Below are 13,198 nucleotides of genomic sequence, written 5' to 3' on the forward strand. Positions count from 1 at the left end.
TCAGGTATCCGTCATGAATGAGAAGACTATACAATGGAAAACGCCGCTGTCCCCGTGTGTAAAACGGAAACATCGGCGTTTTTTGTGTGACCGGCGGGAAAGGAACAACGATTTCTCACGCCTACTCTTCAAACCAGTGATTTCGGATAAAATAAACCGTCATCCCGATTGCGACGAGCACCATCACGCCAAGCGTAATGAAGTAACCATAGCGGACCGTCAGCTCGGGCATATATTGAAAGTTCATCCCGTAGATGCCGGCGATGAACGTCAACGGCATGAAAATCGTCGTAAAGATCGTCAACGTTTTCATGATGTTATTCATGCGGTAGGAGTTCAAAGATATGAAGTTTTCCCGGAATTCCGACGTCATCGCCCGATTGTATTCAATCATGTCGTTTAACTTCAGCAAATGGTCGTAGATGTCACGGAAAAATGCTTGTTTGTTCGGATGAATCGCCAGTCGTTTCGATTCGATGACCCGATACAGTAAATCCCGCATCGGTAAGACCGTCCGTGCGAGTTCAAGCAAGTCTGAGCGGATGTCAAAGATATCTTCCATGATTTGTTTGTCATTGCCTGCTTGTTCATATCGACCTTCGAGTGAAAAAATGCGGTCTTCCAGGTTATGAACGATCGGGAAATACCCGTCGACGATTTTATCCATGATTTTATGGACAACTTCGACCGTTAGATGTTCTTCATGCCCTGTCAATTTTTGAAATGCCCGAAACACGAAGTCCACTTCCCGTGACGCCTGCTCATGATACGAAATGACGTATTGTTCACTCGCAAATAGATTGATTTCTTTCCCTTTTAACGAAGGTTCTTCAACCGCATGCAATACAAAAAAACTGTACCCGTCATAATATTCGAGTTTCGGTCGCTGTAAGTATTGAAAACAATCTTCTATCGCGAGCGGATGAAACGTAAACGAGGAGACGAGTAACTGTTTCTCCTGTTCTGTCGGTTGGTCGAAATCAACGAAATACCACTTAATGTCCGACCGCGTTAAGCGATCGAGATTCGTATCGACGAAAACATGATTGTCCTGTGTGACAATAAGGGCACGAATCACCAATGAACACCTTCCTTGCTATTTTCTCACTTTAGTATGGCAAAACCGACCTTAAATAGCCATCATCAAAAAAAGGACTTGCGCCAATTAGCAACACAGTCCTTAATCGTTCACCCGCGTTCAAAATAAAAGCCACTCCAATAGACTTGGCGATATGTGAATTCTTTCCCACTTTTCGTTGTCACGAGCATCTCATCTTCCGAGACGACAGCAATCTTGATCGGCGTTTCACCATGATCCGTCAAGTAATTGAGTATTTCAAGATGGCGGTTCAACCACATACGGCGCCGAAACCAACGAAAACGGCTAAATGCGGCGCTAAAATGGAGAATCGAAAATAACATGATGATCATTCCGAATGGAAGCGGAATTTGGAAGAGCGCGATGATATAAAGATCGGCGATGATGAGGAAAACAGACAGCCCCATCTCCGTCATCTCCATGAAGGAAGCTTTATACGTCGCGTAATATGTCATGACCCGGAACAAAATGATCACGGTCAAGTACGGTACGAAATAAAGTTGGAATACATTGTCGGAGCCACTATTCATGAACATCAATAAGGGTAAGAAGAAGAGCAACTTCCAGATCAGGATGGCGGAATAAAACAAAGTGTGGTCCGTGTAGCGTTTGCGTACGATGGTTTGACTAATGTTCATTGCCTTCCCCTCCTTCAAAAGTGACTGAGTGCTAAGCCATTGATGTCGGGACGTGATGCCTATAAGGGTATCTTTCCTGATTGGACGGTTTCTAATCGTCTATTTTGCAATTATACGCGTCCGTATGTAAAGTATACGAAATATTCCGAAAAAAAGATTCGATTTCCCATCATTCCCCACACTTCAATGACACATTTGAATTTAGATTTGTCGCTTTGCCCTTTTTTCTTTAGACTAAAGAAAGACCGTCATTAGAAAAGAGTTGAATTGACATGTACACACACATCATCGTCGGCGCCGGTATTCTCGGTGCATCGACAGCCTATCACCTATCAAAACAAGGGGCGACCGTGCTTTTGATTGACCGAAAAGAGAGCGGACGCGCAACCGATGCAGCAGCCGGCATCATCTGCCCCTGGATGACACAACGTCGCAATAAAGCCTGGTACCGCTTAGCAAATAATGGCGCTCACTATTACGATACGTTAATCGAAGAACTGGAAGCGCTTGGCGAAACCGCGACCGGGTACCGAAAAGTGGGCACGATCGCGCTACATGAATCATCAAAAATCGAGAAGATGAATACGATTGCTGAAAATCGTTTCCCGGAAGCCCCAGGCATCGGACGCATCGAACGACTCGACGCTTCTCAGGTCAAATCTCTATTTCCATTGATCGATACTGTCGAAGACGCGTTGTTCGTCTCCGGCGGGGCTCGCGTCGATGGTCGTGCCTTGCGTGGCGCACTCGAGCGGGCGGCAATCCATTACGGGGCGACCGTTATTGATGCGGATGCTGAATTACTCATCGAAACAGGACAAGTGAAAGGTATTTCAATCGATGGACAACCGCATTACGCGAAGCACGTGATTTTGACGGCTGGGGTCTGGATCAATGAATTGTTACGTCCGCTCAAGCTCGAACTCGATATCCGGACGGAAAAAGGACAAATCCTTCATCTTGATTTAGAGGAAATGAAAACGAAACATTGGCCCGTCATCATGGGGCAACGTGGACTCTATCTCGTGTCGACGGAAGATGGTCGCCTTGCTTTAGGTTCGACCCATGAAAAACAACTTGATTACAACTTACAACCGACCGTCAAAGGGATGCATGCGCTCTTAACGCGTGCCCTCCCTGTCGCACCACGACTCGAAGAAACGAACATCTATGAAATGCGGGTTGGTCTACGTCCCTACACGAGTAATTCGTTACCGGTCATCGCCTCACTCGATGCTCACCCGAACGTTTTCATCGCGAACGGCCTCGGTGCATCCGGATTGACGATCGGCCCTTATCTCGGACGCGAGCTCGCAGAACTGGCGTTAAATCAACCGCTCGAGATTCCGTTAAGTGATTACGTTCCGACTTATCACAACTAATTTGTTTGACGATAGGAGATGACCCATGGATCCGATTAAACCATTTGTACCCGTCGAAACCTTTACCGCGTTAGATATTCGTGTCGGGACGATTCGTTCTCTCATCCGTGACGAGAATGAAACACACCTTCTCAACGTGACGGTCGACTTCGATGGACACGATCACTCTTTTTTACTCGACTGGGTCGAAACCCGGTTCGACTATGAAGAAATTTTAGGGAAACAAGCCATCGCGATCCTGAACGTCGAGGGCGTACGCGCCGGTTTCACAGGTCGTATCCTTGAACTCGGTCCGCTCGATCAACTGATGCCCGTCCTCGTATGTCCGGAACATCCAATTCCGGACGGAAGTCGCGTCAGCTGAGACTTCGCCTGATAGTTCTGCATGCCGCGTCTTTTCGGTTAAACAGTTTCAAGCGGAAAATCCAATGCAACTTTATCTACACGCAAATAGAAGGGATTGCCCATCAACTTTAAGATGGCAATCCCTTCTATTTTATCGTCAGTTAGCGGTGTGCCAGCCTTTCTTCCATCGTCATGATCGCGTTAGCCGTTCGTCTTCTCAAGGTAATGGACGCTGAAGTGATGATTGGCGTCCGTCCAGTAAGTGACGGCCCGAAAGCCACTTTTACCTGCCAACTGCTGAAATTCTTCGATGCTATATTTGTAAGAATTTTCTGTATGAATCGTTTCACCTTCCTGGAACGTAAACGGCTGACCGTTGATTTGTACGATCTGGTCAATCCGACTGCGGATGTGCATCTCGATTCGACCTTGCGCCTCATTATAAAATGCTACATGCTCAAACCTTGTTTGATCAAATGTTCCATCTAAGACACGATTGATGTGGGTCAGGATGTTTAAGTTGAACGCTTCCGTGACGCCGGCCATATCGTTATACGCCCGATGAAGAATGTCCGGATTTTTTTTCGTATCGACACCGATTAAAAAGCCGTCTCCCACTTCGAGTAAATGAGATGAATGGCGCAAGAACTCCATCGCCTCCGCCGGATCAAAGTTACCAATCGTCGATCCCGGGAAGAAGATAACTTTTTTCAGTGCGCGGTCGACCGGTAGTGTGATCGGTGTCGAATAGTCGCCACAAACCGCTTTAATCGAGAGATTTGGATAATCTTTAGACAACTCCGCCGCCGACTGTAGTAAATAGTCCTTCGAGATATCGATTGGGACATATTCTTCCAACCCGTGCAGCGAACTGAGCAGACTTTTGATTTTCCGACTACTGCCACTCCCATACTCAATCAATGTATGGACAGGACCAATCTTATCTGCAATCGTCGTTTGGTGCGTCGTCAAAATCTCGAGTTCAGTGCGCGTCGGATAATATTCCGGTTGTTGCGTAATCTGCTCGAACAGTTCCGACCCCGTTTGATCGTAAAAATACTTGGCGTGAAGCGTTTTAGCCGGTTTCGATAAACCAGCTATGACTTCTTCTAACATATTTTGCTGCGTCGTATATAAATCAAAGCTTTTCACTTGCTGACTCATCTTACAGGTCACCTGCCAAACGGAACCCACTGAATTGCCACCGTTTATCCGGCGGGAAGAAATTACGGTACGTCTCACGGATGTGATCGTCCGGCGTCACACACGCGCCACCCCGTAACACCATCTGGTTAGACATGAACTTTGCATTGTATTCACCTAGTGCTCCTTCAAGCGGTCGACTGCCCGGGTATGATGAATAGGCACTGGCCGTCCATTCCCAAACGTCACCAAACATTCCTGTCAATTCGTGCTCGGCCCGTACAACCGATGCCGGATGATACGTTCCTCGTCCCATCATGTTCCCTTGTCTTGCGACCGTTTTTGCCGCATGCTCCCACTCCGCTTCCGTCGGGAGACGTTTTCCTTTCCAGCGACTATAAGCATCCGCCTCATAAAAGCTGACGTGACAAACCGGTTCGTCGAGTGCGAGTGGTTCGACACCACTTAATGTGAAGACAGACCAGTCCCCCGACTCATCCTTCATCCAGTAGAGCGGTGCTTTCCAGCCGAGTTGCTTGATGGCTTGGTACCCGTCAGAAAGCCAATATTCAGACGTCTCATAACCTCCAGCTTCGATGAAAGCTAAGTATTCCCCGTTCGTCACGGGCGCAGTTGCCAGTTCAAATGGATTCAACCATACTTTATGGACAGGACTTTCGTTGTCAAACGCAAAGCCGGTCCCATCATGGCCGATTTCAATCAATCCTCCATCGAATGTTTTGTAAGCAGGACTGACATTGGTTTCAGCAGTCGGCACGACCGCTTTATTTTGATAGGCCGGTAACAAGGGATTGACGAACAAGTTAAATTTCATATCCATCAAAATAAGTTCCTGGTGCTGCTGTTCATGTTGTAATCCCATCTCAATCAAACCTTCAATTTTCTTTTGACTCGCCGCGTCGCGATCTTGTCTCAAGAACGTATCGATTGCCGCATCGACGTACGAGCGGTAGGCGATGATTTCACTTACAGTCGGCCGCGACAAGACACCTCTTTGATGGCGCGGTTGATACGGACCGATTGAGTTGTAATACGAATTGAACAGATAATTGAACTGTGGATTAAACACTTGATACGCTGCATCGTATTCCTGTAAAATCATCCGTTCGAAAAACCATGTCGTATGCGCGATATGCCATTTAGCCGGACTTACATCAGCACTTGCTTGGATTACGAAATCTTCTGGTTCAAGTGGATCAATCAATTCAATTGTCTTATCACGGACTCGCGTAAACTTTTCGATTAAGTACGTTGTCGTTTCTGTGTTCATATGCTATGCCACCCCTTTTAATGTAATTTTCTGAAAAAATAACCATTTAACTATTACCCTGTTTTTATGGGAAGTATGCAAAAAAAAAGCAGACGTCGTCAAGACCGTCTGCTTTTTCTACTTTTAATTGCCTTAAAATACTTTATCCCCATTAAAGATTGAGTTCTTGACGACGACATAGTCGACCGTCCGAATCGCTTGCAGTTTATTTCCTCCGGCGTACGAGATCGACGATTGCAAATCTTGCTCCATCTCCGTCAATGTATCGGCTAAGCTCCCTTTATGCTCAACAAACATCTTTTTCCCCTCGACGTTCTTTTTTTCACCTTTTTGGAACTCTGATGCCGAACCAAAGTATTCTTTGACGCGGACACCATCGACTTCATGCGTCTCACCAGGCGATTCTTCGTGCCCGGCAAACAATGAACCGATCATGACCATCGTCGCACCAAAACGGACGGATTTCGCAATATCACCGTGTGTCCGAATTCCTCCATCCGCGATGATCGGCTTGCTCGCAGCTTTAGCGCACCAACGAAGTGCTGCCAGTTGCCAACCGCCTGTTCCGAATCCTGTTTTAATCTTCGTGATGCAGACTTTCCCGGGTCCGATTCCGACTTTCGTCGCATCCGCACCTGCATTCTCAAGTTCACGGACAGCTTCCGGCGTTCCGACATTTCCGGCGATGACGAAACTGTTCGGTAAAAATCGTTTAATGTGCTGAATCATTTGAATGACTGCGTCTGAATGACCATGCGCGATGTCAATCGTAATATACTCCGGCACGAGCCCTGCCTGTGCGAGTTCTTCGATGAACACGTATTCTTCGATCTTGACGCCGACACTAATCGACGCGATTAAGTTTTTTGCTTGCATCGTCTCAACGAACGTCCGCCGTTTTTCTGGTTCAAAGCGATGCATAATATAGAAATAACCATTTTCGGCTAAGTACGTCGCAATCGATTCATCGATGATGGTTTGCATGTTCGCCGGGACGACCGGCAGTTTGAATCGTCTTCCACCAAACTCGACCGTCGTATCACACTCAGATCGACTGCCAACGATTGACTTTGCGGGAATCAATTGAATATCTTCATAATCAAATACTACATCCATTTTCAACACTCCAAATAACGAATATTTTTTAAACTATCGTTTATAATCGTTCGTACTTGAACACTATATCGAATGCAGAATGTCATGTCAAAGGATTTAGAGTAATTTGTCATCTAAAAACAAATGTTTTTATCTTATAAATGAGTTATCGTTCGTTTTTTCATTCGATTTTATGTCTTAATCGCTCTAATCAGTCTTTTCACCAGTCAAAATATCTTAATTTTGAATTTCGGATGAAAATCGATGTTAGATCATGCAACGCGAATGAGCGTGTAGACAAACTCTTATGAAGCGTGAACAGGCTATAACGAGAGGCAATCCGTTCGCGCTTCCCTGTCTCGCCTCGTCTTCAAAGCGGCAACTGATCGCGCCGCTACAGCAAAGCTGAAGGGTCGCGACCGATTGCTTTTCGCGGTCTAAAGCGATTCGAGACGGATTGCGCTCTAAACTGTCTGCATGACTGGATTTCTGTCACGGTATTGCCTGAAAATCGTCATGTTTCGTTGACTCCTACGGGGCAAAGTACGTTTTTAACGCACTTTCAGAGGCAGGCAAGACCCTGCTCGTCGTCCGCTAGGATCCAAGGAGCAATGGCGCGCCTCGTCCGAGGAAAGCAACGAAAAAAGACGCTGTATCTCCCGATAGCACGTTGTCTACAGTCTAGCGAATGATAGTCGTTCTTCAAAATGAAAGTACGTCCATTCAAGCGATTCACCATTAAAACAGCCAATCAGGCGTGTTAGTCGAATGAATAATCCAGTTTCTTCATATAACGTGCGAATGACTGCATACACAGAGGTTCACCTTATTCGATTGTACCCGCGGATGATCGCGACGACAAAAGACTAAAAAGTAATGGCGTTTTAGTTTTTTGCACCATGCACTATACTACGTCGACATCGACAACAATCATTTTCTCCTCACACTAAAAATTCTTCTTTTAATAGTGCGAACATCGTGAAGTCTTCCCAGTTTCCATTAATATATAGACTTTTCCTAGCAAGTCCCTCTCTTCGAAAGCCTACTTTTTCGAGAACACGGCTCGATCCAATGTTCTCAGGCATCACTTCCGCTCGTAACCGATGAAATGCATACTTGTCAAAGAGCAGTGCAACTGCTTGAATGACCGCTTCAGCCATCAATCCTTGACCATTGTAATTTCGATCAAGTTGATAGCCGATCATACATGTTTCAGCCGGAAACCGTTCAATGAACGAAGCAGATACTTCGCCGATTAATGCATTGTTCTCCTTCAGGAAAACACCAAACGCATAGTAACGATCATCTTGCATCTTTTGTAATGTTTGACGAATCCGTTCTTGGTGGGCTCCAAGTGAATATTGATCTTCTTTCGGCTTAAGTGGCATCCAAAATTCAAAGTGCCCCCGGTTTCGTACGTTCAGTTCCAGCAATTCTAATGCATCTTCTTCTATATAAGGTCTAATAAAAACACGACTCATCCTTAAACAGCTCCTTTTTAAGTAACACGCCCTATAAATATCTTGAAGTTAAACAGTTTAAACGTTTGATTATTATGTCTTGGGGAAAACAACCTAAGCAGAACAGATGACAATTCAATGACAATCATTTAACGACATGACATTAAGGAGGAGAGCATGAAGACAGACCAAGAACTATTCGAACAAATCGAATTAAAAAATAGTCATGCCCTCGAGTTACTTTACGATCGGTATGAAACTTCTCTTTACCTTCTACTTAGACGCGTGACAACGGATGAAACACGGATTCAACGGACGTTGACACATATTTTTAAAGCCGTTTGGACGGAGCCACGCCGGCATGCTTCCATTCACGGTTATGTCATGGCAGCAATTAAGCACGTCCGACACCCTCATCAGCCTGTCCATTGATTACAAACAGACCTTGCCACTTTTATTCGTTAGGTTGACGCCGAACCCTTTAAAATTTAAGTACATCTGAAGTCATTTCAAGTTTTTTAACAAAAGTTAACGATATTTCTGTTTATTCCTTCCTTTTTTTTCGAAGGCATGCTATATTATTAAGTAATTATTGTTGTTCGGTGGAGATACAAAGTTTACGCTTTAACTCGATGAAATTGATCACGGTAGTAATAATCAGTGTGACTCAGTCGCACGCAGGAGGCAACACACATGGAACAAGGTACAGTAAAATGGTTTAACGCAGAAAAAGGTTTTGGCTTTATCGAACGTGAAAGCGGCGACGACGTTTTCGTTCACTTCTCAGCTATCCAAACTGATGGCTTCAAATCACTTGACGAAGGTCAAGAGGTTTCTTTCGAAGTTGAAGAAGGCCAACGCGGACCGCAAGCAACTAACGTTACTAAACTTTAATTTCCTTAGAGGATTTGCTGATGCAAATCCTCTTTTTTTATTTTTTTTGAAATTACCCTTTCTTTCTTCCGATGAGCATGGTATATTATTAAGTAATTATTGTTGTTCGGTGGAGATACAAAGTTTACGCTTTAACTCGATGAAATTGATCACGGTAGTAATAATCAGTGTGACTTAGTCGCACGCAGGAGGCAACACACATGGAACAAGGTACAGTAAAATGGTTTAACGCAGAAAAAGGTTTTGGCTTCATCGAACGTGAAAGCGGCGACGACGTTTTCGTTCACTTCTCAGCTATCCAAACTGATGGCTTCAAATCACTTGACGAAGGTCAAGAGGTTTCTTTCGAAGTTGAAGAAGGTCAACGCGGACCGCAAGCAACTAACGTTACTAAACTTTAATTTCCTTAGAGGATTTGCTGATGCAAATCCTCTTTTTTAATTCTTTTTTATCTCCCCTTTCTTTTTCAATCGATCCATGGTATATTATTAAGTAATTATTGTTGTTCGGTGGAGATAAAAAGGTTACACTTTTAACTCGATGAAATTGATCACGGTAGTAATAATCAGTGTGACTCAGTCACACGCAGGAGGCAACACACATGGAACAAGGTAAAGTAAAATGGTTTAACGCAGAAAAAGGTTTTGGCTTCATCGAACGTGAAAGCGGCGACGACGTTTTCGTTCACTTCTCAGCTATCCAAACTGATGGTTTCAAATCACTTGACGAAGGTCAAGAGGTTTCTTTCGAAGTTGAAGAAGGCCAACGCGGACCGCAAGCAACTAACGTTACTAAACTTTAATTTTTTTAAGACCTTGCTGATGCAAGGTCTTTTTTTAATTTCATTCATGATAAACTTCATACGTATAGAAAGGAGAATTTCCATGCAACTCTCAACACAAGAACAACTGCAACATGTCTTACAAGCAAGACACGACCATTTGATGGCTGGAAACCGAGAAGCGATGAACGAACTTTTAACTCCTAGTTTCTCGTTCATCGATGGACTTGGACGACAATTCGACGCAGAAACTTATTTAGACCACTATGTTGACGTTGATTTGATAAAATGGGTTTCTTCTATAGATGAATCGATGACTGTCGAGCTTTTTGAGACGACTGCCTTGGTACAAACATTGACAGAAGACCAGTTTCAATATGGGACGACGTCTTATGTAGGACGTTTTCGTATCGTTTCTCTTTATCAACTGACGGACACAGGCTGGAAGTGGCATTTTTCGCAAGCGACGTCGCTTGATCAAAATTAAATGACATGGATCCACTCCTCTCATTTACTGCGATGACGATCAACGGCCTTAACAAGGAATGGCTCTCTCACTTTTTCTCGGGTGAGACAAAAGCCCGTTTCCCTGCTCACTATGGACAGGGAAACGGGCCTATTTGTATCTGACGGTGCGAGCTCTTCCGTTTTATTCTGTAAAAGCCGCGTAAAACCGGAACCGTCCGTCACTGCAATTGGTTTTGGAGCAACTTTTGAGTCAGCCTCTTTATTTATTCGAATTCGGTACTTGAAATCTATCTGAAAGCAATTTGAAAATCCGTTTTCATTCCGTTACACTGAAGTTGCATGTATTTTCTGAAAATTAACGAGAAAGAAGGAATTGGATGACTGTTTTTAACTTTTCCGCAGGTCCAGCCGTTTTACCTGAACCTGTCTTACGTAAAGCACAATCGGAATTATTGAATTATCGAGGGTCCCATCAGTCTGTCCTCGAGCTCAGTCATCGCTCCGCCCTATTCGAAGCAATCTTAGACGATGCAACGTCGCTCGTCCGCGAACTGCTTGAAGTGCCGTCAGACTATGATGTCTTGTTCTTACAGGGTGGCGCAACGCTCCAATTCTCTATGTTGCCACTGAACCTTGCGACGACTCATCGTGTCGACTTCATCGATACGGGCGGCTGGTCGCAAAAGGCGATTGCCGATGCTGCTCCTTATGCATCGACACGCATCATCGCCTCTTCCCGAGACGATCACTATCGGTCGATTCCGGCCGGTCCTTTTACTTCGGATGCCGATTATCTACACGTGACATGGAACAACACGCTTGAAGGGACGACTTTTCAGGAAGCTCCACGTGTCAACGTCCCGCTCGTCGCTGATTTTTCTTCATCAATTTTATCAGAACCGATTGATGTCAGCGCGTTCGACGTCATCTATGCAGGCGCCCAAAAAAACCTCGGTGCTGCCGGTATGACACTTGTCATCATCAAAAAAAGTTTAGTCGAGCAGACACCTTCTGCTCTCGGTTCATACTTACGTTATAACGTTCATGCGAAACACCATTCACTCTACAATACACCACCTACGTATAGTATTTATTTAACGAAACTCGTTCTCGAATGGATAAAACAAGAGGGCGGATTACAGACAATCAAGGCACGCAACCGTGCTCAAGCCGCCTCGCTTTATGATGCGCTCGACCACTCCGACCTGTTTTCGAATCAAGTCGCTCACGCAGATCGAAGTTTGATGAACATCCCGTTTTCGACAGGACAACAAGCCTTAGACGATGCCTTTATCGCATACGCCGAACGACACGGCTTAGTGAACCTACAAGGACATCGTTCTGTCGGCGGTATGCGGGCTAGCCTTTATAACGCGATGCCGACCACTGGTGTCGAAGCTTTACTATCCGTCTTACGTAAATTTGAACAGGGGGAACGTTAAATGTACCAAATCCAGTTGTGGAATGATTTGTCTGAAAAAGGACTGAGTCGCTTTACGGACGATTACCACGTCCATCGCCAAGTTGAGGCACCAGATGCTTTCCTCGTTCGCAGCAAGGACTTACACGGGATGCAGTTCGCCGACTCCTTGAAGGCGGTCGCCCGTGCTGGCGTCGGTGTCAATACGATCCCGCTCGACCAACTCGCAAATCGTGGGATCCCCGTCTTTTCGACGCCCGGTGCGAATGCGAATGCCGTTAAGGAACTCGTCATCGCCAGTCTTTTTTTAACAGCCCGAAAATTGATACCGAGTATCCTTTGGACGAATAATTTACGCGGACCAGACATCCCGGAACGGATCGAAGCCAACAAGCGGCAATTTGTCGGGACAGAGCTGTTAGGTAAACGAATCGGCATCGTTGGCCTCGGGGCAATCGGGGCAAATCTTGCTAATACGCTGCATGAGTTAGGGATGACCGTTTCCGGTTACGATCCGCATATGTCGATTGAATCCGCATGGCGGGTCTCAAATCAAATTCATCGGGTGACGAATCTTGAAGAACTTCTTGCGACGAGTGACTATGTCACGCTTCACCTTCCACTCGTCGATGCAACACATCACCTGCTCGATGAACGCTTGTTGTCGAAAGTCAAGCAAGGTGCGACGCTACTTAATTTTTCGCGTGGTGAGTTGATTGATGAAGCTGCACTCGCAACCGTCCTGAAATCTGGTCGCCTCGCGAACTATGTGACCGATTTCCCGAATGCCTTCATTTTATCATTACCGCGCGTCATCCCGTTGCCGCATATCGGGGCATCGACGGCTGAAGCGGAGGAAAATTGCGCCATCATGGCCGTCGATCAGCTAAAAACGTTTCTTGAGACCGGCAACATCCGTCATTCCGTCAACTTCCCGTCAGTCGAACTCGCCGATTCAGGTAAACGTCGCTTGACGATTGCCCATCAAAATATTCCGAACATGGTCGGTCAGATTGCTTCTGTCCTCGCGACGGAGCGTATTAACATCGCGAACATGATTAACGGTAGCAAAGGGCCGATTGCCTATACGATCATCGACATCGATAACCATCTTGACGAAACGATTTCCTTGACACAGCTCGATGCGATTCCCGGCATCTTAAAAACGCGACTACTTTAAAG

At 45.5% G+C, this 13,198-nt stretch carries 15 protein-coding genes; 9 read left to right on the top strand and 6 right to left on the bottom strand.

Annotated elements, in window-relative coordinates:
* Window positions 1-121: 121 nt before the first annotated feature.
* Together corA and A0126_RS08195 are read right to left on the bottom strand one after the other, a co-directional pair.
* Entirely contained in the window at window positions 122-1,078 is a 957-nt protein-coding gene (gene corA, locus A0126_RS08190; RefSeq protein ID WP_088838498.1) for a magnesium/cobalt transporter CorA, read from the bottom strand.
* A gap of 110 nt (window positions 1,079-1,188) precedes the next feature.
* Entirely contained in the window at window positions 1,189-1,737 is a 549-nt protein-coding gene (locus A0126_RS08195; protein ID WP_088837224.1) for a hypothetical protein, read from the bottom strand.
* A 272-nt stretch (window positions 1,738-2,009) separates the two neighbouring features.
* Between A0126_RS08195 and A0126_RS08200 the strand changes: the two genes are divergently transcribed.
* The gene (locus A0126_RS08200) at window positions 2,010-3,119 is read left to right on the top strand and encodes an NAD(P)/FAD-dependent oxidoreductase (RefSeq protein ID WP_088837225.1); all 1,110 of its coding nucleotides are present in this window, start codon (window positions 2,010-2,012) and stop codon (window positions 3,117-3,119) included.
* Window positions 3,120-3,144: 25 nt separating this feature from the next.
* The gene (locus A0126_RS08205) at window positions 3,145-3,483 is read left to right on the top strand and encodes a hypothetical protein (RefSeq protein ID WP_088837226.1); all 339 of its coding nucleotides are present in this window, start codon (window positions 3,145-3,147) and stop codon (window positions 3,481-3,483) included.
* A 182-nt stretch (window positions 3,484-3,665) separates the two neighbouring features.
* On the opposite strand, the gene egtD is transcribed toward A0126_RS08205, so the two are convergent.
* The 4 genes from egtD to A0126_RS08225 all read right to left on the bottom strand — a co-directional run bounded on the left by egtD (window position 3,666) and on the right by A0126_RS08225 (window position 8,474).
* The gene (gene egtD, locus A0126_RS08210) at window positions 3,666-4,628 is read right to left on the bottom strand and encodes an L-histidine N(alpha)-methyltransferase (protein WP_088837227.1); all 963 of its coding nucleotides are present in this window, start codon (window positions 4,626-4,628) and stop codon (window positions 3,666-3,668) included.
* Between the two features lies 1 nt (window position 4,629).
* Window positions 4,630-5,898, bottom strand: coding sequence for an ergothioneine biosynthesis protein EgtB (gene egtB / locus A0126_RS08215; RefSeq protein ID WP_088837228.1), 1,269 nt, complete (start codon window positions 5,896-5,898; stop codon window positions 4,630-4,632).
* Between the two features lie 132 nt (window positions 5,899-6,030).
* Complete coding sequence (gene guaC, locus A0126_RS08220; protein ID WP_088837229.1) at window positions 6,031-7,014, bottom strand: GMP reductase; 984 nt, start codon at window positions 7,012-7,014, stop codon at window positions 6,031-6,033.
* Window positions 7,015-7,934: 920 nt separating this feature from the next.
* Window positions 7,935-8,474 carry a GNAT family N-acetyltransferase gene (locus A0126_RS08225; protein WP_088837230.1) on the bottom strand — a complete coding sequence of 180 codons (540 nt, stop codon included), beginning with the start codon at window positions 8,472-8,474 and terminating at the stop codon, window positions 7,935-7,937.
* Between the two features lie 156 nt (window positions 8,475-8,630).
* Here A0126_RS08225 and A0126_RS08230 point away from each other — a divergent pair, with 156 nt between their 5' ends.
* From A0126_RS08230 to A0126_RS08260, 7 genes are all read left to right on the top strand, one after another.
* Window positions 8,631-8,885 (top strand): RNA polymerase sigma factor, encoded by a 255-nt coding sequence (locus tag A0126_RS08230; protein WP_088837231.1) that lies wholly within the window; start codon window positions 8,631-8,633, stop codon window positions 8,883-8,885.
* A gap of 261 nt (window positions 8,886-9,146) precedes the next feature.
* Window positions 9,147-9,347 (top strand): cold-shock protein, encoded by a 201-nt coding sequence (locus A0126_RS08235; RefSeq protein WP_029330387.1) that lies wholly within the window; start codon window positions 9,147-9,149, stop codon window positions 9,345-9,347.
* A gap of 200 nt (window positions 9,348-9,547) precedes the next feature.
* Window positions 9,548-9,748, top strand: a complete 201-nt coding sequence (locus A0126_RS08240) for a cold-shock protein (protein ID WP_029330387.1) — start codon at window positions 9,548-9,550, stop codon at window positions 9,746-9,748.
* A 200-nt stretch (window positions 9,749-9,948) separates the two neighbouring features.
* The gene (locus tag A0126_RS08245; protein WP_012370557.1) at window positions 9,949-10,149 is read left to right on the top strand and encodes a cold-shock protein; all 201 of its coding nucleotides are present in this window, start codon (window positions 9,949-9,951) and stop codon (window positions 10,147-10,149) included.
* Between the two features lie 82 nt (window positions 10,150-10,231).
* Complete coding sequence (locus A0126_RS08250) at window positions 10,232-10,615, top strand: nuclear transport factor 2 family protein (RefSeq protein ID WP_088837232.1); 384 nt, start codon at window positions 10,232-10,234, stop codon at window positions 10,613-10,615.
* A gap of 358 nt (window positions 10,616-10,973) precedes the next feature.
* Window positions 10,974-12,038: a 3-phosphoserine/phosphohydroxythreonine transaminase gene (serC, locus tag A0126_RS08255; RefSeq protein WP_088837233.1), complete on the top strand. Its 1,065-nt coding sequence runs from the start codon at window positions 10,974-10,976 to the stop codon at window positions 12,036-12,038.
* Window positions 12,039-13,196: a phosphoglycerate dehydrogenase gene (locus A0126_RS08260; RefSeq protein ID WP_088837234.1), complete on the top strand. Its 1,158-nt coding sequence runs from the start codon at window positions 12,039-12,041 to the stop codon at window positions 13,194-13,196.
* The last annotated feature ends 2 nt before the right edge of the window (window positions 13,197-13,198 follow it).

This window comes from Exiguobacterium sp. N4-1P, from assembly GCF_002214325.1.

What these genes read in the sequence shown, in the direction of transcription:
- serC (WP_088837233.1), top strand. Translation starts at nt 10,974, where the DNA reads ATGACTGTTTTTAACTTTTCCGCAGGTCCAGCCGTTTTACCTGAACCT.
- egtB (WP_088837228.1), bottom strand. Translation starts at nt 5,898, where the DNA reads ATGAACACAGAAACGACAACGTACTTAATCGAAAAGTTTACGCGAGTC.
- A0126_RS08260 (WP_088837234.1), top strand. Translation starts at nt 12,039, where the DNA reads ATGTACCAAATCCAGTTGTGGAATGATTTGTCTGAAAAAGGACTGAGT.
- A0126_RS08195 (WP_088837224.1), bottom strand. Translation starts at nt 1,737, where the DNA reads ATGAACATTAGTCAAACCATCGTACGCAAACGCTACACGGACCACACT.
- A0126_RS08250 (WP_088837232.1), top strand. Translation starts at nt 10,232, where the DNA reads ATGCAACTCTCAACACAAGAACAACTGCAACATGTCTTACAAGCAAGA.
- A0126_RS08200 (WP_088837225.1), top strand. Translation starts at nt 2,010, where the DNA reads ATGTACACACACATCATCGTCGGCGCCGGTATTCTCGGTGCATCGACA.
- egtD (WP_088837227.1), bottom strand. Translation starts at nt 4,628, where the DNA reads ATGAGTCAGCAAGTGAAAAGCTTTGATTTATATACGACGCAGCAAAAT.
- A0126_RS08225 (WP_088837230.1), bottom strand. Translation starts at nt 8,474, where the DNA reads ATGAGTCGTGTTTTTATTAGACCTTATATAGAAGAAGATGCATTAGAA.
- A0126_RS08245 (WP_012370557.1), top strand. Translation starts at nt 9,949, where the DNA reads ATGGAACAAGGTAAAGTAAAATGGTTTAACGCAGAAAAAGGTTTTGGC.
- A0126_RS08235 (WP_029330387.1), top strand. Translation starts at nt 9,147, where the DNA reads ATGGAACAAGGTACAGTAAAATGGTTTAACGCAGAAAAAGGTTTTGGC.
- A0126_RS08205 (WP_088837226.1), top strand. Translation starts at nt 3,145, where the DNA reads ATGGATCCGATTAAACCATTTGTACCCGTCGAAACCTTTACCGCGTTA.
- A0126_RS08230 (WP_088837231.1), top strand. Translation starts at nt 8,631, where the DNA reads ATGAAGACAGACCAAGAACTATTCGAACAAATCGAATTAAAAAATAGT.
- guaC (WP_088837229.1), bottom strand. Translation starts at nt 7,014, where the DNA reads ATGGATGTAGTATTTGATTATGAAGATATTCAATTGATTCCCGCAAAG.
- A0126_RS08240 (WP_029330387.1), top strand. Translation starts at nt 9,548, where the DNA reads ATGGAACAAGGTACAGTAAAATGGTTTAACGCAGAAAAAGGTTTTGGC.